This window comes from Bradyrhizobium sp. UFLA06-06 (assembly GCF_054820065.1).
Genome location: NZ_JADFUD010000002.1, coordinates 1 through 23,901 on the forward strand (window position 1 = coordinate 1; position 23,901 = coordinate 23,901).

The window sequence follows — 23,901 nt, forward strand, 5'->3', positions numbered from 1 at the left end:
ATGATCGGGCCTCGTTCCGCGAATTCTGCGGCTTTGTGCTCGGTGACGAGACGCCCGACCACACGACGATCTGGCGCTTCCGCGAAGCTTTGCAGCAGGCCGATCTGGAGGAGAGGCTGTTCGGCGAGATCCTGCGCCAGATCGACGCGCGCGGGCTGGTGCTGCGCCGGGGCACATTGATCGATGCGAGCCTGATCCCGGCGGCGGTGAAGCCGCCGAAGCCGCCGAAAGACCCGCTGCCGCTCGGCCCGGACGGGCGTGCGCCGAGCAAGCTGGTCAACAGCGAGCGGGATGCGGATGCGCGATGGACCAAGAAGGGTGGCAAGCGGTACTTCGGCTACAAGGCGCATGTCGGCGTCGACCAGGGCTCGGCGATCATCCGTCGCAGCAAGCTGACCGACGCCGCGGTCAACGACACGGTGCCGGCCGACGAGTTGATCTGCGGCGACGAGAAGGCGGTCTACGCCGACCAGGCCTATGACAAGCACGAGCGCCGCGCCCTCCTCGCGGCCCGGGGCATCAAGCCGCGGCTGATGTTCCGGCCCAACAAGCATCATCCCCTGACCGCGCGTCAGAAGCGCTTCAACGACGCCGTGGGACGGCGCCGCGCCCCGGTCGAGCAGGTCTTCGCGCGCCTCAAGGGCGTCTATGGCTGGGCGCGCGCTCGCTATCTGGGCTTGGCACGCAATCAGACCCATCTGCATCTTCTCTGCCTCGCCATGAACCTCAAACGATGGGCAATGCTGCGTCCAACGGGTGTTGCGCTGTGACCGCCGCTCCGCAATGCCGTCAATCGGCCGCCCAAACGAAGCTGTCCACTCCCGCGCGCCCCCAGAAGCCACGCAAAAAAATGCCTGACACTGGCCTGCACCCGCGCACGCCCAATTGCGCAAAGCCCTCGCAAGCGGGGGAGGGTTGGGGTGGGGGGGTCTCCGCGAGTCGGAGCAGAGATAGAGTCCCATTGGCGCGAGAGCCCCCACCCGCCGCGCTGCGCGCGCCGACCTCCCCCCGCAAGCGGGAGAGGTGCACCGAGTTAGCGGAGGGCACGTTGGCGTCGCACTACGGCGCCCCCGCCGACAAGCTCTCCCTGATCTGGCGCTTGATCACCTTGCCGTTGGCGTTGCGCGGCAGCGGGTCTGATGTCAGCGCCATGGTCTCCGGCACCTTGTAGTCCGAGAGCCGCTCGGCGCACCAGGCGCGCAGGTTCTCCGTATTCACGTCCGTGCGGGTCACGATCACGGCGTGCACGCGCTCGCCGAGCACCGGGCACGGTTTTGCGATGATCGCGCTCTCGACCACGGCGGGATGGCCGGCCAGGACGGACTCGACCTCGGCGGAATAGATCTTCAGGCCGCCGCGGTTGATCATGTCCTTCTGGCGGTCGAACACGCGGATGAAGTTCTTCGTATCGATCGAACCGAGATCGCCGGAATGCCAGAAGCCGGCCGTGAAACTCTCCGCGGTCGCCTTCGGATTGTTCCAGTAGCCCTTGATGACCGAGGCGCTGCGGATCCAGAGCTCGCCGATCTCGCCGCGCGGCAGTTCGCGGCCGTCGGCGCCCATCACGATGATCTCGGCGCCGGGGCACGGCAGGCCGACGCTGTCGATATGGGCGGCGGTCAGTTCGCCCGGCATCAGCGTCGAGGGCGACGTGGTCTCGGTCGCGCCGTAGCAATTCGCAAGCTTCAGCCCGGGAATCTTGGCGTCGAGTTTTTCGATGGTTGCGACCGGCATCGGCGCGCCGCCGAAGCCGCCGATCCGCCAGCTCGACAGGTCGTAGCTGTCGAAATCCGGCTGCATCAGGCAGAGATTGTACATCGCCGGCACCATCACCGTGTAGGTGACGCGCTCGCGCGCCGCGACCTTCAGATATTCCGAGGCCTTGAACTCCGGCATAACGATCAGCGCGCCGGCGCAGCGTGCCATCGTGGTGATGTTGGCGACCGCGCCGGTGACATGCGCGAGCGGGACCGCCGCGATCGAGCGATCAGCCCTGGTCAGCTTGAGGCACGAGGCGAACACCATCGAGGAGTGGATGATGTTGCAATGAGCGAGCATGGCGCCCTTCGGCCGGCCGGTGGTGCCCGAGGTGTAGAGGATCATCGCGGTGTCCTCTTCCCGCACCTGTGCCGGCGCCTGGGCCTGCGCGTTGTCGGCGAGGCCAGCGAATTGCGATGCGCCGTCGTCGCTGACGGAGATGCGATGCTTGAGGCCGGGAATGTCGGCCGCATCGGGGACGCGGTCGGCAAGCCTGGCCTCATGGACCAGAAGAGTGGCGCCGCAATCGTTCAGCACATAGGCGATCTCGGGCTTCTGCTGGCGCGTCGAGAGCAGCACCGTGACCAGCCCGGCATGCGCCGCGGCGAACATCGTCAGCACGAATTCGATACGGTTGCCGAGCAGGATCGCGACGCGGTCGCCGGGCGCAAGGCCGAGTTTGGCAAAGCCCGCCGCGACCTTGGCCGATTTCTCCGCGACCTCGCGCCAGCTCAGGCGCGTCGCGCCGCAGACCAGCGCCTCGCCGTCGCCGTTCTGCGCAACGGCGTCCGCGATCATCGCCCACAGGCTGCCGGGCCGCTCCGGGAAAGCCGGCACGACGCGGTCGCCGAAGCGCGGCTCGAGCCGCATCGGCGGAATTGCGTGCTGCGACCAGTCCATGTCTGCCCCGTCAGCTCTTCTTCATGCCGTAGACGTGCTCCGGCCCAGGGAATGCGCGGCTCTTCACGTCGCGCGCATAGCCGGCGATCGCCTCCTCGATCATCGGACCGAGATTGCCATAGCGGCGCACGAATTTCGGCGCCCGCGGCGACAGGCCGAGCATGTCCTCCAGCACCAGCACCTGGCCGTCGCAGGCCGCGCTGGCGCCGATGCCGATGGTGGGCACGGCGATCGACTGCGTGATCTTGCGCGCCAGCGGTTCGGCGACCGCCTCGACGACGATCGAGAACGCGCCCGCCTCCGCGATCGCCCTGGCGTCGTTCTCGATCGGTGCCCAGTTCTCCTCCTCGCGGCCCTGCGCGCGGAACGAGCCGAGCGTGTTGATCGACTGCGGCGTCAGACCGATATGGCCCATCACCGGAATGCCGCGGTCGGACAGGAACGCCACCGTCTCCGCCATCCGCGCGCCGCCCTCGAGCTTGACCGCGCCGCATAGCGTCTCCTTCATGATCCGCACCGCGGACTGGAACGCCTGCTCCTTCGAACCCTCATAGGAGCCGAACGGCATATCCACCACGACGAGCGCGGCTTGCGAGCCGCGCATCACCGCGCGGCCCTGCAGGATCATCATGTCGAGGGTCACCGGCACCGTCGTCTCGAAGCCGTGCATGACGTTGCCGAGGGAATCGCCGACCAGGATGGCGTCGCAATGACGGTCGACCAGCGCCGCGGTGTGCGCATGATAGGACGTCAGCATCACGATCGGCTCGCCGTTCTTGCGGGCGCGCAGATCGGGCGCGGTCTTGCGCTTGATGGCGGATTGAACAGACATAGTCAGGCTCCCATGACAGGCACGCCGATCACGACCGGGTGGAACGCAAACGCCAGCGCCAGATAGACGATGACACCGACCGCGATCGCGATCAGGTCGTTGGTTGGGCCGCCCACCGGAATCGGCGGCGCGCCGGCATCCGCACGGCGCTTCAGCGAGATGCGGTCATAGACCGCCCAGCCGAGAAACGAGCCGAACAGGATGATCGAGCCGAGGTCGCCATTGGCGAGCAGATGCGCGAACGCCCACAGCTTCACGCCGGCGAGCATCGGATGCTTCAGCGTCGTGTAGATGCGGCCGCGGACATAGGAGGCGACGACGAGGATGACGGCGGGCAGCATCAGCGCCACGGCGATGTGCTTGAACGCGGTCGGCGGCGTCCAGACGTCGATCCATCCGGTCGCGCGATAATGCGCAAAGCCCCAGATGATCAGCACGAGCCCGGCCGCGGAGGCGAGCGAATAGGCGATCTTGTAGACGCCCTCGCCCATCGCCTTGATCAGGCCGGCACGCATCTCGCGCAGGCTCGTCAGCACATGGACGCCGAGGAACAGCACGAGACCCAGGATCATGACGAGCAGTCCCACGATGTTCCTCCCCTGATCGATCAATGCCTTCGCGTATCACCTTCGGGCCGCGAAAAGCAATGCGCTGCACTCTACACCGTCATTCCGGGGCGCGCTGAAAGCGCGAACCCGGAATCTCGAGGTAATCGGGCGCGCAAGCCAACCTCCAGATTCCGGGTTCGATGCTTCGCATCGCCCCGGAATGACGGTGCCATCAAGGCTTGTCGGCCGATTTGGCCAGCTCGCGGTTGTCGACATAGCGGATCATGATCGGACGGCCGGCCAGCGCCCCGCCCAATCCGCCGGTGAATTTCAGCGGCAGGCAGGCATCCAGTGAGGAATTGATCGCGTTGAGGTAGGTGGTGCGGGTGTCGGACGGGATGCCCCGCGTCGAAAATGTCAGGCGCGGCGTGCCGATCATCTCGCCGGTCCGCTTGAAGCTGAAGCGCACCGACATCTGCATGCCCTCGCGCGCGTCGTCCGGCGGCGGCGGCGCCCAGCAGGCGCGCAGCGCAGCGAAGAGATCGCCGATGGTATCGAGATCATGATCCGGCTTGCGGTACTTCTCGGCCTGGTCCTGCGGCGGCACCGTGAGGATCGTGAGCTGGAGATTTTCGCCGTACGGATAATCGATCTCGGGCAGGCACGGCCCGTGGTTGAACACGCTGCAATAGGATGGGATGCAGGGTCCGCTGTCGAGCACGCTGCAGGGTGTGTGGGCGAACGGCACCGGGTTGGTCTGATGCCGCTGCCGCGCAGAGGCCAAGCCCGCGAGGGCAAAGGCCAGCACGGCAAAAGCGAGGCAGATGGCGACGCGTCGGAGCATGCAGATGGACCCGGATTGCGCTTCCGGGGAAAATGGTGCCGCAGCCGGAGGGCATCAAGCGGGGGCCGGTTCACGTCCTCGCGCTTTTCGCGCCACAACCTCGCTGTCATCGCCCGGCTCGACCGGGCGATCCAGTATTCCAGAGGCGGCAGCGGGTAACGGACAGGCCGCGGCGTACTGGGTCCCCCGGTCGAGCCGGGGGACGACACCGAAGATGCGGCGCGATGCGTATGCCGCGCTACGCCTTCTTCTTCACGTCCTTGACGTTGGAGAAGGTGATGCCCTCGGCGCGCTCGCGGGTGTAGCCGAGATAGAACTCGTTCTTGGCCATGAACACGGGATCGCCGTCGACGTCGTCGGCGATGCCGGAATTGTTGGCGGCGATGAACGCGTCGAGCTGCTTGCGGTCGTCGGACGAGATCCAGCGCGCCAGCGAGAATTCAGAGATCTCGAACTCGACCGGCAGCGAATATTCGGCATCGAGCCGCGCCTTCAGCACGTCGAGCTGCAGCGGGCCGACCACCCCGACCAGCGCCGGCGCGCCGTCGCGCGGGCGGAACACCTGCACGACGCCCTCCTCCGACATCTGCTGCAAGGCTTCCTTCAGCTTCTTGGCCTTCATCGCATCGGTGAGCCGGACGCGGCGGACGATTTCCGGCGCGAAGCTCGGCACGCCGACGAAGGTCAGATCCTCGCCCTCGGTCAGGGTGTCACCGATCCGCAGCGTGCCGTGGTTCGGAATGCCGACGACGTCGCCGGCAAAGGCCTCGTCGGCGACCGAGCGGTCCTGCGCGAAGAAGAACTGCGGGCTCGACAGGCTCATGTTCTTGCCGGTGCGCACCAGCTTGGCCTTCATGCCGCGGCTGAGCTTGCCCGAGCACAGCCGGGCGAAGGCGATGCGGTCGCGGTGGTTCGGATCCATGTTGGCCTGGATCTTGAACACGAAGGCGCTCATGCGCGGCTCGGCGGCTTCGACCTTGCGCAGATCCGAATCCTGCGCGCGCGGCGCCGGAGCGAACTTGCCGAGGCCTTCCAGCAAATCGCCGACGCCGAAATTGCGCAGCGCGCTGCCGAAATAGACCGGCGTCAGATGGCCTTCGCGGAACGCCGCGAGCTCGAACGGCTTGCAGGCCTCCGACGCCAGCGCGAGCTCGTCCTTGACCTCGGCGACGTCGAGATTGGGATTGCGCTTGCCGAGATCGGCGATGTCGATCTGCTCGGTGGCGCCGGTCTTGGCGCCGCCGCCCTCGAGCAGCCGCACGCCGCCGTTGACGACGTCATAGGTGCCGAGGAAGTCGCGGCCGCGGCCGACCGGCCAGGTCATCGGCGTGGTGTCGAGCGCCAGCGTCTTCTCGATCTCGTCCAGGAGCTCGAACGTGTCGCGGCTCTCGCGGTCCATCTTGTTGATGAAGGTGATGATCGGGATGTCGCGCAGCCGGCACACCTCGAACAGTTTTCGCGTGCGCGCCTCGATGCCCTTCGCGGCGTCGATCACCATGACCGCGGAATCGACCGCGGTCAGCGTGCGATAGGTATCTTCCGAAAAGTCCTCGTGGCCCGGCGTGTCCAAGAGGTTGAACACGAGGTCGTTGAACTCGAAGGTCATCACCGAGGTGACGACCGAAATGCCGCGCTCGCGCTCGATCTTCATCCAGTCCGAGCGCGTGTTGCGCCGCTCGCCCTTGGCCTTGACCTGGCCCGCGAGATTGATGGCGCCGCCGAACAGCAGCAGCTTTTCCGTCAGCGTGGTCTTGCCGGCGTCCGGGTGCGAGATGATCGCAAAGGTGCGCCGTCGCGCCACTTCCTCTGAAAGCGGCGAGCGGGACGGCGATTCGGCTGAAACTGAAATGTCGGACATGGCGGGGCATTTGGCAGGGAAAACGGGCGCAATCAAGGGCGTTTTGTCGCAATGCGGAACGGCCGCACCTTCCCCATATAGGCACCGGAAGGACGACCTTCTCCTCACCATACCATTCGCGGGGACGACCCTGCCTTATCTGGAGGGTTCGTGATGGCTTGGACCATTCTGTTCACCGCTGGCCTGCTCGAGATCGGCTGGGCGATCGGGCTGAAATATACCGAAGGTTTCTCGCGGCTGGTGCCGTCGGTGCTGACGCTGGCGGCGATGGCCGGCAGCGTGATCCTGCTCGGCCTCGCGCTCAAGACGCTGCCGATTGGAACCGCCTACGCGGTCTGGACCGGGATCGGCGCGGTCGGCACCGCGGCGCTCGGCATCATCCTGCTCGGTGAACCCGCGACCGCGATGCGGCTGGCCAGCATCGGGCTGATCGTTGCCGGCATCGTCGGGCTGAAGCTGGTCGGCTGATGACTTCCTTGGGTCGCGTTTTCCTAACGCGAACCGGCTTCCACTTCGCTCGAAAACGCTACTTCAGAATCTGCACCGCCCAATAGCTCGCGGCTGCGACCGCAGCCGACGCCGGGATCGTGATCACCCAGGCGTAAACGATCGAGCTCGCCACATTCCAGCGCACGGCGGAGAGCCGCCGTGCGGCGCCGACGCCGACAATGGCGCCGGTGATGGTGTGCGTGGTCGATACGGGAACCCCGAGATAGGTCGCCATGAACAGCGTCGCGGCGCCGCCGGTTTCGGCGCAAAAACCCTGCATCGGCGTCAGCTTGGTGATCCGCAGCCCCATGGTGCGGACGATCCGCCAGCCGCCCATCAGCGTGCCCAGCGCCATCGCGCTCTGGCAGGCCAGCACCACCCAGAACGGAATCTCGAAGGTGTCGCCGAGATGGCCCTGTGAATAGAGCAGCACGGCAATGATGCCCATGGTCTTCTGCGCGTCGTTGCCGCCATGGCCGAGCGAATAGAGCGACGCCGAAGCGAACTGCAGGATGCGGAAGGCGCGATCGACCGCGAACGGCGTCGAGCGCACCGAGAGCCAGGACACGACCGCGACCAGCACCAGCGCCAGCAGGAAGCCGACCAGCGGCGACAGCACGATCGCGAGCAAGGTCTTGGAGAGCCCGCTCCACACCGCCGCCGAAATGCCCGCCTTCGCCATGCCGGCGCCGACCAGGCCGCCGATCAGCGCGTGCGAGCTCGATGACGGAATGCCCAGCGCCCAGGTGATCACGTTCCAGACGATCGCGCCGACCAATGCTGCGAAGATCACGGTCGCATCCACCACCGACGGCTCGATGATCCCGGTGCCGATGGTATTGGCAACGTGCAGGCCGAATACCAGGAACGCGACGAAGTTGAAGAACGCGGCCCAGAACACCGCGTATTGCGGCCGCAGCACGCGGGTCGAGACGATGGTCGCGATCGAGTTCGCGGCATCGTGCAGGCCGTTCAGGAAGTCGAACAGCAGCGCGACCGCGATCAGGATGGTCAGAATTGGAAGACCCAGCGTGGCGTCCACGTGATGCCCCGCTCTACACTTGCTCGATCACGATCGAGTTGATCTCGTTGGCGACGTCGTCGAAACGGTCAGCCACCTTCTCGAGATGGTCGTAGATCTCCGCGCCGACGATGAAGTCCATCGTGTTGGCGTTGCGGTGCTTCAGGAACAGCTCCTTGAGCCCGATATCATGGAGATCGTCGACCCGGCCCTCGAGCTTGGTCAGTTCCTCGGTGATCTGGGTCAGCATCGAGACGTTCTGGCCGATCGCCTGCAGCAAGGGCAGCGCGCGGACCACCAGATTGGCGCATTCCACGATAAGCGTGCCGATCTCGCGCATCGGCGGCTCGAACTCGCGCACCTCGAACAGCATGACCGCCTTTGCGGTCGCCTGCATCTGGTCGACGGCGTCGTCCATCGAGGTGATCAGGTTTTTGATATCGCCGCGATCGAACGGGGTGATGAAGGTGCGGCGAACCGCGGTCAGGACCTCGCGGGTGACGCTATCGGCGTCGTTCTCGAATTGATTGACGCGCTGGCAAAAGACGGGCGTCTCCTCCCCGCCCTTCAGCATGTCCTGCAACGCCAATGCGCACTGCACGGAGGTCTGGGCGTGGCGGGCGAACAGGTCGAAAAAGCGCTCTTCCTTGGGCAGGAAAGCGCGAAACCACCGCAGCATGTCTCAGTTCCATCATTCCGGGACAGCCCTTTTAGCGGCTGTCACAGAACTGTCATAGAGCATCTGGCGGGGAAAGCACCGGGATCGACCGCCCAAACGGACGGTCGTCCACCGCTATGTCGGCCGAAAATCGCCGAGACCTGCCCTACAGCGACCGCCGCAACAAATGGGCCAGCTCACCGACCAAGCCGCGCCGGAACAGCAGCACGCAGGCCACGAAGATCACGCCCTGGATCACCGTTACCCACTGGCCGAAACCGGCGAGATATTGCTGCATGGCGATGATCACGAAGGCGCCGACCACCGGGCCGAAGATGGTACCGAGACCGCCGACCAGCGTCATCAGCACGATTTCACCGGACATCGACCAGTGCACGTCGGTGAGCGAGGCGTTCTGCGCCACGAACACCTTCAGCGAGCCGGCAAAGCCCGCCAGCGTGCCCGACAGGATGTAGGCCAGCATCTTGTACTGGTCGGTCTTGTAGCCGAGCGAGATCGCGCGCGGCTCGTTCTCGCGGATCGACTTCAGCACCTCGCCGAACGGCGAGTTGATGGTGCGGTAGATCAGCAGGAAGCCGGCGAGGAAGCCGACCAGCACGACGTAATAGAGCACCAGCGGCTTCGACAGGTCGAAGATCCCGAGCAGGTGGCCCTGCGGGATGCCCTGGATGCCGTCCTCACCATGGGTGAACGGCGCCTGCAGGTAGATGAAGTAGAGCAGCTGCGACAGCGCCAGCGTGATCATCGAGAAATAGATGCCCTGGCGGCGGATCGAGATGAAGCCGGTGACCAGGCCGAGCAAGGCCGCGGCCGCGGTGCCGACCAGGATGCCGAGCTCGGGCGACAGCCCCCACACCTTCAGCGCATGCGCCGAGACGTAGCCGGCGGTGCCGAGGAACATCGCGTGGCCGAACGACAGCAGGCCGCCATAGCCGATCAGGAGGTTGAAAGCGCAGGCGAGCAGCGCGAAGCACAGCGCCTGCATGACGAAGAACGGGTAGATCCCCGTCCACGGCACGATCGCCAGCAGCAGCGCCATCGCGGCGAATACGATCATCTCGTCGCGCATCGCGCGCGGCGTGATCGGAAGTGTATCGTCGGTCAATGCTGACATATCAAGCCGCCCGTCCCGTCAGTCCCGTTGGCTTCACCAGCAACACCACCACCATCAGGACAAACACCACGGTGTTGGAGGCCTCGGGATAAAAATACTTGGTCAGTCCCTCGATCACGCCGAGCGCGAAGCCGGTGATGATCGAGCCCATGATCGAGCCCATGCCGCCGATCACGACCACCGCGAACACCACGATGATGAGATCGGCGCCCATCAGCGGGCGGACCTGGTTGATCGGCGCCGACAGCACGCCGGCGAGTGCGGCGAGACCGACGCCGAGCCCGTAGGTCAGCGTGATCATGCGCGGCACGTTGATGCCGAATGCGCGCACCAGCGTCGGGTTCTCGGTCGCGGCGCGCAGGTAGGCGCCGAGCTGCGTCTTCTCGATCAGGAACCAGGTCGCAAGGCACACCACGAGCGAGAAGATGACGACCCAGCCGCGATAGATCGGCAGGAACATGAAGCCGAGATTGACGCCGCCCTTGAGCTGATCCGGGATCGAGTAAGGCAGGCCCGAGGAGCCGAAATAGTTCTGGAACACGCCCTGCACGATCAGCGCGATGCCGAAGGTCAGCAGCAGTCCGTAGAGATGATCGAGGCCGGTCAGCCATTGCAGCATGGTCCGCTCGAGGATCATGCCGAAGATGCCGACCACGACGGGTGCGATGATCAGCGCCCACCAGTAATTGATGCCGCCCAGGTTGAGCAGGAAATACGCCACGAAGGCGCCCATCATGTAGAGCGCGCCATGCGCGAAATTGATGATGTTGAGCATGCCGAAGATGACGGCGAGCCCCAGACTGAGCAGCGCGTAGAACGAGCCGTTGATCAGTCCCACCAGAAGCTGTGCGTAGAGAGCCTGCATCGAATGAGCTTTCGCTAGATAGATGAAGCCCGCCGGCCACGCGCATGGCCGGCGGGCATGATCGTCACTTCTTCAGAAGCGCGCAGGTGCTCTTGTCGAGCGGCGTGAAGGCCTGGTTGCCCGGCACGGTGCCGACCAGCTTGTAGAAGTCCCACGGTCCCTTGGACTCCGAGGGCTTCTTCACCTCGAACAGATAGGCGTCGTGGGTGACGCGGCCGTTGGCCTCGACCTCGCCCTTGCCGAACAGCGGATCGTCGGTCGGGATCGTCTTCATCTTCGCGACCACCTTGGCGCCGTCATGCGGATTGCCGCCGAGCGCTTCCAGCGCCTTGAAGTAATGGATGAGGCCCGCATAGACGCCGGCCTGCACCATGGTCGGGGGCGCGCTGTTCTTCATCCGCTCCGAGAAGCGCTTGGAGAAGGCGCGGGTCTTGTCGTTGAGGTCCCAGTAGAACGTCTCGGTGAAGTTGAGGCCCTGCGCGGTCTCGAGCCCGATCGCCTTGACGTCGGTGAGGAACAGCAGCAGCGCCGCGAGCTTCTGGCCGCCCTTGACGATGCCGAACTCCGCCGCCTGCTTGATCGAGTTGGTGGTGTCGCCGCCGGCATTGGCGAGGCCGATGATCTTGGCCTTGGAGGCCTGCGCCTGCAGCAGGAAGGAGGAGAAGTCAGCGGTGTTGAGCGGATGCTTGACGCCGCCGACCACCTTGCCGCCATTGGCGGTGACGACGGCCGTGGTGTCGCGCTCGAGCGCCGCGCCGAACGCGTAATCCGCGGTGAGGAAGAACCAGGTGTCCCCGCCCGCCTTCACCAGCGCCTGGCCGGTGGCGTGGGCGAGCATGTAGGTGTCGTAGGTCCAGTGCACCGTATTCGGCGAGCACTGCGCGTTGGTGAGATCCGAAGTGGCGGCGCCCGAATTGATGTAGACGCCGTTCTTTTCCTTCACGACGTTGTTGACCGCGAGCGCGACGCCGGAATTCGGCACGTCGGCGATGGTGTCGACCTTGTCGACGTCGAACCACTGGCGCGCGATGGTGGTGCCGATATCGGGCTTGTTCTGGTGGTCGCCGGAGATCACGTCGATGGTCCAGCCCTTCGCCTTGAGGCCGGAATCCTCGGCCGCCATCTGCGCCGCCAGCACCGAGCCGGGACCGGCGAGGTCGGCGTAGAGACCGGACTGATCCGACAGCACGCCGATCTTGACCGTCTTGTCGAGCTTTTCCTGAGCGGAGGCGACGCTTGCAGCCGAGAGCACCATCGCGGTGCCGAGCAGGAGCGCCGAAATCTTGTTCTTCATGTCGTATTCCCTCGTCTTAAATTTTCTGGTTCTGGCGATATCAGACGCCGAGATAGGTATGGAGCTTGTCCATGTTGGCCGACAGCTCGGAATTGGCGAAGCCGTCGATCACCTTGCCGTGCTCGACAATGTAGTAGCGGTCCGCAACGGTCGAGGCGAAACGGAAATTCTGTTCGACCAACAGGATGGTGAATCCCTGCGACTTCAGGCGCGCAATGGTGTGCCCGATCTGCTGAATGATGACCGGCGCCAAGCCTTCGGTCGGCTCGTCCAGCATCAGGAAGCGCGCGCCGGTCCGCAGGATGCGCGCAATCGCCAGCATCTGCTGCTCGCCGCCCGAGAGCTTGGTGCCCTGGCTGGTGAGGCGCTCCTTCAGGTTGGGAAACAGCGTGAAGATCTGGTCGAGCGGCAGGCCGCCCGGGCGCACCACCGGCGGCAGCAGCAGGTTCTCGCGCACGTCGAGGCTGGCGAAAATGCCGCGCTCCTCGGGACAGAATGCGATGCCGAGCCGCGCAATCCGGTCCGAGGTGGCGCGGATGATTTCCTGATTGTCGAAGCGGATCGAGCCGGAGCGCTTGCCGATGACGCCCATCACCGACTTCAACGTGGTGGTCTTGCCGGCGCCGTTGCGGCCGAGCAGCGTCACCACCTCGCCGGCCTTCACGTTGAAATTGATGCCGTGCAGGATGTGGGATTCGCCGTACCAGGCCTGCAGATCCTTGACCGTCAGCACGTCGGCGCCGGCCGCAGCCACGGGCTTCTCCGCCAGTTTTGCCTCAGCCATGACCCGCTCCCAGATAGGCTTCCTTCACGCGCTCGTCCTTGGAGAGGTCGGCGTAGTTGCCCTCCGCCAGCACCTGCCCGCGCGTCAGCACGGTGATGATGTCAGAGAGGTTGGCCACCACCGAGAGGTTATGTTCGACCATCAGGATGGTGTATTTCGCGGAGATCCGCTTGATCAGCGCCGCGATCTTGTCGATGTCCTCGTGGCCCATGCCGGCCATCGGCTCGTCGAGCAGCATCATCTCGGGGTCGAGCGCGAGCGTCGTTGCAATTTCAAGTGCGCGCTTGCGGCCGTACGGCATCTCGACCGCCGGCGTGTTGGCGAATTCGCTCAAGCCGACGTCGTTCAGGAGCTCGTGGGCGCGCGGATTGAAGCGGTCGAGCACGCTTTTCGAACGCCAGAAATCGAACGACGAACCGTGTTGCCGCTGCAGCGCCACGCGAACGTTCTCGAGCGCGGTCAGATGCGGAAATACCGCCGAAATCTGAAACGAACGGACCAGCCCGAGGCGCGCAACGTCGGCCGGCGGCATCGCGGTGATGTCGTGGCCCTTGTAGCGAATCTGGCCTGCCGACGGCTTCAGGAATTTGGTCAGCAGATTGAAACAGGTCGTCTTGCCGGCGCCGTTCGGCCCGATCAACGCATGGATACTGCCCCGACGCACTTTCAACGCGACGTCGCGAACGGCGAAGAAACCCGCGAATTCCTTGGTCAATCCGCTGGTTTCGAGGATGAACTCATCGGCCAAATAGATTCCCCCATACGCCATCGCTGCGAAGCCCCTCGCCCGCGTGGCCAGCTTTTTTCGTGTCCGACAGGCGTCCGATCCGTCTTGGAAACCGTCCGGGGCCTGTCGCCTCCGGGCCGGAATATGCCGTCATCTGCGGCGGTTACGCAAGGTGGAAAGCTGTGCAGTGCGGCATCCGCGTGACCGGTTCCGGTTGATCCTTAGTCGAATGGCATTTCGGCGCGCTTTGCGCCTCGGGAAAGCGGTCGTTAACGGTGTTTTGCTCCGGACTCCCACTTTCATAGAATATTTCCGCGCCTCGACGAAGCTCCGGCCATTGCATGATGAATGGCTAGAGCCTTGCATTTCGAGCGCGCCAGTTCTTCGGTCGTCAAATCGATCCCGCAACGTGATGTCCACTGCACGTGGCTGCGACTTTATGCCCGCAGCCAAACCATCCCGCACATCGATGAACTTGTCCTTGGCCGCATCCCGTTCGGGGATGTGCTTGAATTCGGCTAGCGGATGCAATTCAGAAGTGCCGATCCATCGGTAGTCAAGTCGATCACGCAGCGGGTGCTGCTGAATGCCTGGCTGCGCGCGCTGCGCCTGCCGGACGCGCTTCCCCTGTTGTGCGACTTCCATACCGAGGGCAGCGCCGACGAGCGCGCCGACATGATGAGCTTTGACGTGGTCGGCAGTGGCGAGGCCGCCCGCTTCCTGATCACGCAGCAAGGCGCGCGGCTGACGACGGTCTATGGCAACGAGCACGTCGAACCGCGGCTGCGAACCAACCGCTATCTTGACGATGCGATCGGCCCGGAGCGCTATGCCGGCGTCATCCTGTCCTATCGCGCCTGCCTGGCGCACAAGCGTCCGACCTATACGGTCGCGGAGGTCGCCGACGCCGACGGCAAGGACGTCTCCTATGAACGCTTGCTGCTGCCGTTCGGCCGCGGCGACGCCGTCGAGCACATCATCGGCTCGTACAAGGCAATCAGCATCGAGGGCGGATTTCGGCTGCACAATCTGATGGGCGTGACGGCGAATGCCGTGCCTGTCGTCACGATCCGGGCCGTGATCGACCGCAGGTTCGTGCCCGCAGATCGTCCAGCAAGCCAGGATTCGGTCGAGCTGATTTAGACCGTGTACTTATAAACCGTGCACGATGTTGGCTTTGCGCCGATACCGGCCGCCTTTGCGCAGCCACAGCAAATGACGCGATGGGCCATAAGGCGAAATCCCCAACGTCTCTCGGAATACTCTCCGCAAACAAGGTCAGCCCAGCTGTCGTTTCGATGGAGCGACGGGCGAAATCATCCTCTCGGGGGTATTGCGCGTTGGTACTGCAGAAGACCAAGCGTACAAATGTGCCGGACAGGAGTTGTTGACCATGGCACCACAGCGGCCAGTTCGGATCGAGCGCAGGTTATCGGCAATACTGGCGCTCGACGTGTCCGGCTATTCGCGACTAATGCACGAAGACGAAGAGGCTACGCACGCCAAACTGATGACGCTTCTCGCCGACGGCGTCGAGCCAGCAATCGCAGAATACGGTGGTCGCATCGTGAAGAACACCGGCGACGGGCTCTTGGCAGAGTTTCCAAGCGCCGTCGATGCGGTTCGGGCAGCGATGCAATTCCAAGCGCACGTGCGCGAATTGACCAGCGGCGACCCGGAGGACAGACGTATCGCTTTTCGGGTGGGCGTCAACATTGGTGATGTAATCGTCGAACCCCACGACATCTTTGGCGATGGAGTCAATATAGCGGCACGGCTCGAGAGCATCGCAACACCCGGCGGCATCTGCATCTCCTCGGCTGTCTACGATCAAGTCCAAGGCAAGATCCGGGATAGGTTCACCGATTTGGGCGAGCAGAGCCTCAAAAACATCGGCCGTCCGGTTCGGGCCTATGCCGTGGCGCTGGATGACTCCAGCCGAGCAACGAGCTCTCCGCGCGCGGTATCAATCGCACTTGCACGACCACATCTTTCTATCGTTGTGTTGCCTTTCGCCAACCTCAGTGGCGATCCAGAGCAGGACTACTTCGTCGATGGTGTGACCGAGAGCCTGACTACGGATTTGTCACGTATCAGTGGCTCATTTGTTATCGGCCGACACACTGCATTCACCTACAAAGGTAAGGTGATCGATCTCAGGCAGATCGGTCGTGAGTTGAACGTTCGCTATGCGCTTGAAGGCTCGGTACAGCGAAGCGGCAAGCGACTTCGGGTGAACGTACAGCTCGTGGACGCAGAGACCGGGGCACATCTTTGGGCCGATCGTTTTGACAAACCGATCACCGATTTTTTCGATATGCAGGACGAGATCGTGTCCCATCTCGCCAATGCGCTAAATGCTCACCTGACGGAATTCGAGGCCCAGCGGTCAGAACGCTCTGTGCATCGCGGTTCCATGGATCTGTGCTTCCAAGGTAAAGCTTCGTGGAACAAGGGGTGGACGCCTGAACATATGGAACAAGCGCGGACTTTTTTTGAAAGGGCGCTATTCCTCGATCCTGGAAATATAGAGGCGATGGTCGGCATTGCTTTTGTCGATCTTGTCGTTGGAAGTAGCTTCTTTACCGACCAACGAACCGCGCATCTTGTTGCGGCCGAGGCCGCGCTGGGAAAAGTGCTGTCACTCGCTCCGAATCACGCCCTTGCCCACTTAGCGTTGGGCGGCGTGCTCATGTGTAGTTGCCGAGCCGCTCAGGGCGTTGCTGAGTGCGAACGAGCATTGGCGCTGGATCGAAATATAGCTGAGGCGCACGCGCTGATCGGCTGGGCCAAGTATTTTATAGGGCGCGGAGCAGAGACCGAGACTCATGTCAGTGAAGCATTTCGTCTCTCTCCTCGCGATATACTCAGCTTCCAGTGGTCGATGATGGTCGGCTTCGCCAAGTTGCAGGTTAGCGCGGACGCCGAAGCACTCGGCTGGTTCCGCCGCAGCATCGAGGCTAACCGTAATCATCCCACCTCGCATTTTGGGCTGGCTGCTGCGCTCGCGCTTCTCGGTAAGCAGGAAGAGGCGTGGGCTGCCGTGCAAGTGGGGCTTGCGCTGAATCCGACGTTTACTATCAAACGCTTCAAGAGCTTTTCAGTGAGCGACAATCCGGTGTTTCTCGCAGGTGCCAAGCGCGCGGTAAAAGGGTTTCACTTGGCCGGGGTACCGACGGGGTGATGTCGGAGTGGGTCATTTTCGACGGTCTCGGCGGGGACTATTGGCAAGTTGATGTCCGCTTCTGCGAGTAAGCGCCGGGAAGCCGGGTTGGAAGCGTTGCGATTGCCCCACCCCTGTGATTCAAATTCCCAAACCGGGGTTCGCGCCGAACGCGTCAGCCCTTCTTGCGCGCCTTCGCCGGCACTTCCTTGGCATAGATATCCGGCTTGAAGCCGACGACGCGCTTCGGTCCGAGATCGAGCACCGGACGCTTGATCATCGAGGGTTGCTCGGCCATCAGTGCCAGGGCCTTGCGCTCGTTCAAGCCTTCCTTGTCGGCATCGGGCAGCTTCTTGAAGGTCGTGCCGGCGCGGTTGAGCAGCGTCTCCCAGCCGACCTCGTCGCTCCACTGCTTGAGCTTGTCCTTGGCGATCCCGGCCGTCTTGTAGTCGTGGAAGTCGTAGGCGACACCGTGATCGTCGAGCCAGCTGCGCGCCTTCTTCATGGTGTCGCAGTTCTTGATACCGTAGATGGTGATGGTCAAAGCCGTTCCTCGCATGCGATTGCGGCGGGGAAACTAGCCTCACTGCAACGGCAACGCCAGATCAGACCGCGCCGCGAGGACGTGAAGAAGGCGTAGTGCCATACTCGGTGTCGTCCCCCGGCTCGACCGGGGGACCCAGTACGCCGCGGCATCTCCGTGATCAGTGCATGGCGCTCGCCAGAAACACCGCCGTCGTCCTGGCGAAAGCCAGGACCCATAACCACCGCAGTTGATTGTGAATGGGATCGCGGCCCCAGCGTCGCGCAATGACTGAGATTTGGGGTAATGGGTCCTGGCTTTCGCCAGGACGACGATGAGGGCGGTTGATCGCACTCAGTGCGCGTAGTGTGTAAAGACGAAATCGTGATCGCTCGCGTGTGCCTCATGACAGGCGAAACACGTCTCGTGCTGCGCGGTGTCGACCGGCTTGCCGGCGATGAAGCGGCCAAAACCCCAGCCTCCGGTCGCGGCATATTTGGCGGCGTCCTTGACCATCACCTGGACCGTGGTCGCGGGCCCCGTGATGAAGGCGCCGTCGAGGCCTGCAACCGGCTTGCGCTTCCAGGCCAGCTTGACCAGCACGGTGCCGTCGGGGAAACGCGCGGCGCCGTCCTGATAGGCCTTCACGGCGGTCGCGTTGCCGAGCACGCTGCGAAGCTCGTCGAGTCCGGTCTCCTCGCCGACCGCGATCAGCTTCCAGTCGCGATAGCCGTCAGGAATCTTCACGCCGAAGATCGGCGACGCCAGTGCCGCATCGTCGGCATGCCCGACGGCAAACGGCAATGCCGCGCTGATGCAGGCTGCCGCGATCGCGGCAGCTGCCCATTTCAAGACCTGTCTCATGATCCGTGATCCGCTCTGTCTCAGACCTTGCTGACGTCGATGATGGCCTGGGTGAAGGCCTGCGGCGCTTCCTGCGGCAGATTGTGACCGATGCCGCCGGTCAGGAGCCGATGCTCATAGTGGCCGGAGAATTTCTTGGCATAGGCCGCGGGCTCCGGATGCGGCGCACCGTTGGCATCGCCCTCCATCGTAATGGTCGGGATCGCGATGACAGGCGCCTGGGCGAGCGTCTTCTCGAACGCGTCGTACTTCGCCTCGCCCTCGGCGAGACCAAGCCGCCAGCGGTAATTATGGATCACGATATCGACGTGATCAGGATTCTCGAAGGCCGCCGCGCTGCGGTCGTAGGTGGCGTCATCGAACTTCCACTGCGGCGACGCCAGCTGCCAGATCAGCTTGTTAAAATCGTGCCGGTTCTTGGCATAGCCCTCGCGGCCGCGCTCGGTCGCGAAATAGAACTGGTACCACCATTGCAGCTCGGCCTTCGGCGGCAGCGGCATCTTGCCGGCCGCCTGGCTGCCGATCAGATAGCCGCTCACCGACACCATGGCCTTGCAGCGCTCGGGCCAGAGCGCCGCCATGATATTGGCGGTGCGCGCGCCCCAATCATAGCCGCCGAGCACAGCCTTCTCGATCTTCAACGCGTCCATCAGCGCGATGATGTCGGCGGCGACCGCGACCGGCTGGCCGCTGCGCATCGTGTCGCTGGAGAGGAAGCGCGTCGTGCCATAGCCGCGCAGATGCGGCACGATCACGCGGTAGCCGGCCTCGGCCAGCGCCGGCGCGACGTCGGCATAGCTGTGGATGTCGTAGGGCCAGCCGTGCAGCAGGATCACCGCGGGACCGGACGCAGGACCCATCTCGACATAACCGGTATCAAGCACGCCGGCATTGATCTGCTTGACGGGACCGATCGAGGTGTGGGCGCCGGCCTTGATCGCAGGCAGCGCTGGCTTGGACTGGGCCTGAGCCGAACCGATGAAGCCGAGCCTGGAAGCGGCAAGGATCCCGCCGGCGATGCCAAGGAAGCGGCGGCGTTGCTGATTTATGGACTGCGACATGGCGATCTCCTGCGTCTGGTGTCGGGATGGAATATTGCAGAGACCGCCCCTGTCCGCTTTCAGAGGACGTGGATTTGTCCTTCAGACCGTCGTGATTTTGGCTCCGGGCCGCCTGTGCTAGGTTCCGCCACCGATTCAGCCGCCGGCCGCTGGACTTTTCGATTTGACCTACCATTTCAACGACTTGACCCTCGATTCCGAGCGCCGTGAGCTGCGCCGTGGCGACGCCCTGGTGGCCGTCGAGCCGCAGGTCTTCGACCTCATCGAGTTCCTGATCCGCGCCCGCGATCGGGTGGTCAGCCGCGACGAGGTGCTGGCCGCGGTCTGGCACGGCCGGATCGTCTCGGAAGCGACGCTGTCGAGCCGGATCAATGCCGCGCGGACCGCGATCGGCGACAATGGCGAGGAGCAGCGGCTGATCCGCACCCTGCCCCGCAAGGGTCTCCGCTTTGTCGGCGATGTCAGGGAGGACACCGCGCCCGATCGTCCGGTTGCAGACAATGCCAGCCCGCCGCGGCCGAGCGAGGGCCCGTCGATCGCGGTGCTGCCCTTCACCAATATGAGCGGCGATCCCGAACAGGATTATTTCGCCGACGGAATCGCCGAGGACATCACCACCGCGCTCGCGCGTTGCAGCCGCCTCACCGTGATCGCGCGTAACTCCGCCTTCACCTACAAGGGCAAGGCGGTCGATATCCGCCAGGTCGGCCGCGATCTCGGCGTCGGCTATGTGCTCGAGGGCAGCGTCCGCCGCGGCGGCGATCGGCTGCGCATCACCGGGCAGCTGATCGACGCCGTCTCCGGCGCACATCTGTGGGCCGACCGCTTCGATGGCGCCGCCACCGACGTGTTCGACCTGCAGGACCGCATCACCGAGAACGTGGTCGGCGCGATCGAGCCGACCCTGCTCGTCGCGGAAGCCGAGCGGGTGCGGGCAGCGCCGCCCGACAGGCTCGACGCCTACGATCTGCTGCTGCGCGCCTATAGCCTGCGATACGAGTTCACGCCCGAGAGCATGGCAGCGGCACTCGATTGCCTCGATCAGGCGCTGGCGCTCGACCCCACCTACGCGCCCGCGCTGGCGGCCTCGGCCTATTGTCATGCGATGCGCCATGTCCAGGGCTGGCTGAAGCCGAACGATGCCTACCGCGAACGCGCAGTCGCGCAGGCCTGGCGCGCGGTCGAGCTCGCGCCCGGTGACCCGCAGGTGCTGTGGATGGCTGCGTTCGCGATCTGGAACATGGCCGACGAGATCGAGCCCGCGCGCGACCTGTTCGAGCGCTCGCTTGCGATCAATCCGAACTCGGCGATGGCGCTGGTGCTCGGCGGCTGGATCGAGGCGATGCGCGGCAATCAGAAAGCCGGCCGCGCCATGATCGAGCGTGCGCAACGGCTGAACCCGCGCGACCCGCGCGGCTGGTTCGCCGCCGCGGCGCTGGCGATCTGCGCGGTGCTCGACCAGAATTTCACTGAGGCGGTGATGTGGGCCGACAAGGCGCTGGCGCAGAACCGCCGCTTCGCGGTGGCGCTGCGCGTCCTGATCGTGGCGCTGGTCAAGACCGGCGACACCGCGCGCGCGGCCCAGATCGCGCGCGAGCTGCTCAAGATCGACCCGGAGTTCACGATCTCCGGCTTCCTGTCGCGGATCCCGTTTCCCGTGGAATCGATGTCCGCGACCTACCGCGAGACGCTGAAGGCGGCCGGCGTCCCCGACTGACGCCGCGCGGAGGACGCGACGACCATTCACCCGTGATACGGCGCGGCTTGGTTGGCAACATCGGCGTGATGGCAGTCCATTCCTCATCGGAGAGTTCGTAGCGCTCGCGCGGGCGACCAAAACAATTCAGTCTTCCGAGCGCAGAGCCGCTTCGATACGCTGGATCAGCCGCTCCCGCAGCGAAGGCACCGCGTTGCCGAGAACGGCGAAGGTGCGGACGATGGGTAAATACGGCTCCATTGCCGCCGTTAGCTCCGCGAGAGACATGCCGGCCAGCCGAGCATATTCGGATTGCGCCGCCGCATTGGTCGCGCGCGGCCGCTCCGGATTGTCGGCGACTTCCGGCCCGAGCTCGGACAGGATCACGCGCAAGAACCCAAGCTCGAGGACGGCGGGCCCGCACATCGCGCTGACCCAGTCGACCAGCTTTGGGCCTTCCGCTGTCATGATCACGTTACCGGGGCTCAGGTCGGTATGGCAAAGCCCGTCGCCCGGCGGCAAGCGATCGATCAGCGCGAGGATTTCAGTAGCGATGTGCTTCGGGAGCTTGCCGTCGTCGTGCCCCAACTGAGCCTCCATATACTCGCGCATGGAGAGGACCTCCGGCGGCAGGGGCGTCTTGTGAATGGACATGGCAAGAGCCGCGATGATCGCGCCGGCCTGTTCGAACGTCACCACGCCGGTTCGCGTTAGCTGCAGCAGGGTCGGTCCGTCGAGGCGACGCAGCACGATGCCGAACCGTCCGTCCAGGGTCACCTCGCCGAACACCTCCGGCACCGGCGCGCCGACGGCGTGGACGGCGCGGATCATGCGCACCTCGAACCAGGGCATCCGCCGCGGCAAGCCGGGCTTGAACAGTTTGACGACTTGCCCCGGCGCCCAGGCGTAGGCTTCGGAGTAGGCGCCTTCACCGATCTTTTCCCCCAGCGATCCCTGCATCTTTAGCCCCCGTGTTGCTGTGACCCTCACCCTATGGTCATTCGTCATGGGCGGTGCGAAGCGACGCCGTTCTTCGAACGGCTATGGCCGGACATGCCGCCTTCGCTGAAGCTTCGGCGGCCGAGCGCGTATGTTGGCCCGGCGCAGCGCGTAGACGGGATAACCGAGAGTAATCACCCCGCCGAGCGCAGGGCCGCCTCGACGCGCTGGATCAGCCGCTCCCGCATGTCAGGCATGGCCCCGCCGAGCAGGAGGAAGACGCGGACGATCGGCAAATAGGGCTGCATCGCCGCCGTTAGCGCCGCAGGAGCTATCCCGGCCAGCCGCGCATACTCCGCCTGCAGAACCGAATTGACCGTGGCCCGCTCCGGATCGTCGGCGTGTTCCGGGTCAAGCTCGGCAATCAGGACATGGCACTGTGCAATCTCGTAGGCGGCGGGCGCACGAGCCGCGCCGAGCCAGTCGATCAGTCTCGGACCCTGCGCCGTCATAATCACGTTGCCGGGGTGAAGATCGGAATGGCACAGCACGTCATCGGGCGCGAGGTGCTCGATCAGCGCGAGGACGCCGGTGGTGATGCGCTCCGGAAGCACGCTGCCGCCGAACCGCAATCTGGCGTCCATCGCCTCGCGCAGCGAGAGTGCATCCGGCGGCGGTCGCGTCTTGTGAACGGCAAGGCAGAGCGTCGCAAGGATTGCGCCCGCTTGTTCACGCGTGATGGCGCCGGTGCGCGTAGCCTGCGTCAGGGTCGGCCCATCGAACCGCGGCAGCACGATGCCAAAGCGGCCGTCCAGGGTGACTTCGCCGAGCACCTCCGGCGCTGGGCCGCCGGCGGCGAAGACCGCCCGGGTCATTTGCGTCTCATGCCGGACAACCCACTGCGGGATACCTGGCTTGGACAACTTGACGACCTGACCGGGTGCCCAGGCGTGGACATCAGCGAAGACGCCTTGGCCGATCTTCTCTCCCAGCGATCCCCGCATGCCCGTTCTCCGCCGTGCAGAGGAAACACCGGCGGCGAGCAAAGAGGAACCCCTCCCGTCGCGGGGCCGCCGGACACGGTGATCGCGTTTCAACCTGCAGAGACCTCGTGCACTCCGCTAAATGGTCCCAAGTCCGGTTGCGGCCCTTCGGCGATCTCGGGAGATGTCCGCTTTTCCGCCGCTGTTGGGGGGGCAAGCGGACATCAGGCGCCAGCTGCCTAATGAATACACGGCCCAGGCAGTAGACTCGCAAGGGCGGAGCCACAGCCGGATTGAAGCGAGCACTACAATCCCGGCGATCTCGCCGCCCAAGCCTTGGTGGCCTCGCAGCTTTCCATCGCTCGGACATAGGCGGGGCGTGCCGTCGTGCGAGCGAGATAGTCCCGCTCGGTCGGACCGGGGACGTAGTTGCCGGTTCGCATGCCGAGCAGGAGGGCGTAGCTCACCGAGATATCGGCAGTCGTGAATCGGTCACCGGCGAGATAGGGGCAATCCGCGAGACGGCGGATAACCAACCCCAGCCGGCTCTCGAAGGTCTCGAGAGCCCAGCAGGTAACCCGGGCATCTCGCTCGGCTTCGGGCGCCAGTTGGCGACCGACAATGACGGCGTTCATCGGCCCGGCGAGCCCGGCCTCGCCCAAGTGGAGAAATTGCAGATAGGAAGCGAAGGCGGGATCGTCCGGGGCGACGGCAACCGAACCTGAGCCGTGGCGGGCGAGCAGGTACTCAAGAATCGCGATCGATTCGACCATGATCGTCTCGCCGTCCTGCAGTGCAGGAATGAAGCCGGCGGGGTTGATCGCGAGGAAATCGCGATCAACCCCGCCGGCTGCGAGCAGATCGACCGGGCGCAGCCGATAAGCCAATCCCAATTCCTCGAGCAGCCAGACAACACGGAAGCCACGACCTTCGCCATAGACGGTGAGCATAGTTAAGCG

Annotated in this window: 23 protein-coding genes; 5 read left to right on the plus strand and 18 right to left on the minus strand. The window is 64.5% G+C overall.

The genetic code is table 11. The features are described 5' to 3' along the window. Window positions 1-770 (plus strand): IS5 family transposase (locus IF803_RS01800; RefSeq protein WP_461191064.1); only part of this gene is annotated, 770 nt, incomplete at its 5' end. A gap of 289 nt (window positions 771-1,059) precedes the next feature. On the opposite strand, the gene IF803_RS01805 is transcribed toward IF803_RS01800, so the two are convergent. The 5 genes from IF803_RS01805 to IF803_RS01825 form a co-directional block, all read right to left on the minus strand. Next, complete coding sequence (locus tag IF803_RS01805) at window positions 1,060-2,658, minus strand: class I adenylate-forming enzyme family protein (RefSeq protein WP_461191065.1); 1,599 nt, start codon at window positions 2,656-2,658, stop codon at window positions 1,060-1,062. Between the two features lie 10 nt (window positions 2,659-2,668). Continuing rightward, window positions 2,669-3,490, minus strand: a complete 822-nt coding sequence (gene panB / locus IF803_RS01810) for a 3-methyl-2-oxobutanoate hydroxymethyltransferase (protein WP_028344770.1) — start codon at window positions 3,488-3,490, stop codon at window positions 2,669-2,671. Window positions 3,491-3,492: 2 nt separating this feature from the next. Then, window positions 3,493-4,077: an NnrU family protein gene (locus IF803_RS01815; RefSeq protein WP_028344769.1), complete on the minus strand. Its 585-nt coding sequence runs from the start codon at window positions 4,075-4,077 to the stop codon at window positions 3,493-3,495. A 193-nt stretch (window positions 4,078-4,270) separates the two neighbouring features. Then, window positions 4,271-4,882, minus strand: a complete 612-nt coding sequence (locus IF803_RS01820) for a hypothetical protein (protein ID WP_461191066.1) — start codon at window positions 4,880-4,882, stop codon at window positions 4,271-4,273. Between the two features lie 238 nt (window positions 4,883-5,120). After that, window positions 5,121-6,740: a peptide chain release factor 3 gene (locus IF803_RS01825; RefSeq protein ID WP_028344765.1), complete on the minus strand. Its 1,620-nt coding sequence runs from the start codon at window positions 6,738-6,740 to the stop codon at window positions 5,121-5,123. Window positions 6,741-6,893: 153 nt separating this feature from the next. On the opposite strand from IF803_RS01825, the gene sugE reads away from it, so the two are divergent. Then, entirely contained in the window at window positions 6,894-7,208 is a 315-nt protein-coding gene (gene sugE / locus IF803_RS01830; protein ID WP_016839884.1) for a quaternary ammonium compound efflux SMR transporter SugE, read from the plus strand. A gap of 58 nt (window positions 7,209-7,266) precedes the next feature. On the opposite strand, the gene IF803_RS01835 is transcribed toward sugE, so the two are convergent. The 7 genes from IF803_RS01835 to IF803_RS01865 all read right to left on the minus strand — a co-directional run bounded on the left by IF803_RS01835 (window position 7,267) and on the right by IF803_RS01865 (window position 13,734). After that, on the minus strand, window positions 7,267-8,271 hold the full coding sequence (locus IF803_RS01835) for an inorganic phosphate transporter (RefSeq protein ID WP_461191067.1): 1,005 nt from the start codon (window positions 8,269-8,271) through the stop codon (window positions 7,267-7,269). Between the two features lie 13 nt (window positions 8,272-8,284). Beyond that, on the minus strand, window positions 8,285-8,929 hold the full coding sequence (locus IF803_RS01840) for a DUF47 domain-containing protein (protein ID WP_461191068.1): 645 nt from the start codon (window positions 8,927-8,929) through the stop codon (window positions 8,285-8,287). Window positions 8,930-9,074: 145 nt separating this feature from the next. Continuing rightward, complete coding sequence (locus IF803_RS01845) at window positions 9,075-10,043, minus strand: branched-chain amino acid ABC transporter permease (RefSeq protein ID WP_304499932.1); 969 nt, start codon at window positions 10,041-10,043, stop codon at window positions 9,075-9,077. A gap of 1 nt (window position 10,044) precedes the next feature. Further along, entirely contained in the window at window positions 10,045-10,908 is an 864-nt protein-coding gene (locus tag IF803_RS01850; protein ID WP_016839880.1) for a branched-chain amino acid ABC transporter permease, read from the minus strand. Between the two features lie 64 nt (window positions 10,909-10,972). Further along, window positions 10,973-12,202, minus strand: a complete 1,230-nt coding sequence (locus IF803_RS01855; protein ID WP_461191069.1) for an ABC transporter substrate-binding protein — start codon at window positions 12,200-12,202, stop codon at window positions 10,973-10,975. Window positions 12,203-12,242: 40 nt separating this feature from the next. Next, window positions 12,243-12,986, minus strand: a complete 744-nt coding sequence (locus tag IF803_RS01860; RefSeq protein WP_018271255.1) for an ABC transporter ATP-binding protein — start codon at window positions 12,984-12,986, stop codon at window positions 12,243-12,245. Further along, a complete protein-coding gene (locus IF803_RS01865) occupies window positions 12,979-13,734 on the minus strand; it encodes an ABC transporter ATP-binding protein (RefSeq protein WP_016839877.1) in 756 nt (251 codons plus the stop codon). The genes IF803_RS01860 and IF803_RS01865 overlap by 8 nt, the downstream gene beginning before the upstream one ends. A 504-nt stretch (window positions 13,735-14,238) precedes the next feature. Here IF803_RS01865 and IF803_RS01870 point away from each other — a divergent pair. Together IF803_RS01870 and IF803_RS01875 are read left to right on the plus strand one after the other, a co-directional pair. After that, window positions 14,239-14,856 carry a hypothetical protein gene (locus IF803_RS01870; protein ID WP_461191070.1) on the plus strand — a complete coding sequence of 206 codons (618 nt, stop codon included), beginning with the start codon at window positions 14,239-14,241 and terminating at the stop codon, window positions 14,854-14,856. 250 nt (window positions 14,857-15,106) lie between these two features. Then, a complete protein-coding gene (locus IF803_RS01875) occupies window positions 15,107-16,897 on the plus strand; it encodes an adenylate/guanylate cyclase domain-containing protein (RefSeq protein WP_461191071.1) in 1,791 nt (596 codons plus the stop codon). 154 nt (window positions 16,898-17,051) lie between these two features. Here the strand turns inward: IF803_RS01875 and IF803_RS01880 are convergent, their stop codons facing one another. From IF803_RS01880 to IF803_RS01890, 3 genes are all read right to left on the minus strand, one after another. Then, on the minus strand, window positions 17,052-17,420 hold the full coding sequence (locus IF803_RS01880) for an ArsC family reductase (RefSeq protein ID WP_225641127.1): 369 nt from the start codon (window positions 17,418-17,420) through the stop codon (window positions 17,052-17,054). Window positions 17,421-17,753: 333 nt separating this feature from the next. Next, entirely contained in the window at window positions 17,754-18,263 is a 510-nt protein-coding gene (locus IF803_RS01885; protein WP_461191072.1) for a cytochrome P460 family protein, read from the minus strand. 20 nt (window positions 18,264-18,283) lie between these two features. Further along, window positions 18,284-19,324, minus strand: coding sequence for an alpha/beta fold hydrolase (locus tag IF803_RS01890; protein ID WP_461191073.1), 1,041 nt, complete (start codon window positions 19,322-19,324; stop codon window positions 18,284-18,286). Between the two features lie 163 nt (window positions 19,325-19,487). Here IF803_RS01890 and IF803_RS01895 point away from each other — a divergent pair, with 163 nt between their 5' ends. Next, the gene (locus tag IF803_RS01895) at window positions 19,488-21,041 is read left to right on the plus strand and encodes a winged helix-turn-helix domain-containing tetratricopeptide repeat protein (RefSeq protein WP_461191074.1); all 1,554 of its coding nucleotides are present in this window, start codon (window positions 19,488-19,490) and stop codon (window positions 21,039-21,041) included. A 126-nt stretch (window positions 21,042-21,167) separates the two neighbouring features. Here IF803_RS01895 and IF803_RS01900 read toward each other — a convergent pair whose 3' ends face one another. The 3 genes from IF803_RS01900 to IF803_RS01910 form a co-directional block, all read right to left on the minus strand. After that, window positions 21,168-21,980: an aminoglycoside phosphotransferase family protein gene (locus IF803_RS01900; RefSeq protein WP_461191075.1), complete on the minus strand. Its 813-nt coding sequence runs from the start codon at window positions 21,978-21,980 to the stop codon at window positions 21,168-21,170. Between the two features lie 173 nt (window positions 21,981-22,153). Further along, entirely contained in the window at window positions 22,154-22,963 is an 810-nt protein-coding gene (locus tag IF803_RS01905) for a phosphotransferase (protein WP_461191076.1), read from the minus strand. A 284-nt stretch (window positions 22,964-23,247) separates the two neighbouring features. Beyond that, window positions 23,248-23,892, minus strand: coding sequence for a glutathione S-transferase family protein (locus IF803_RS01910; protein ID WP_461191077.1), 645 nt, complete (start codon window positions 23,890-23,892; stop codon window positions 23,248-23,250). Between the last annotated feature and the right edge of the window lie 9 nt (window positions 23,893-23,901).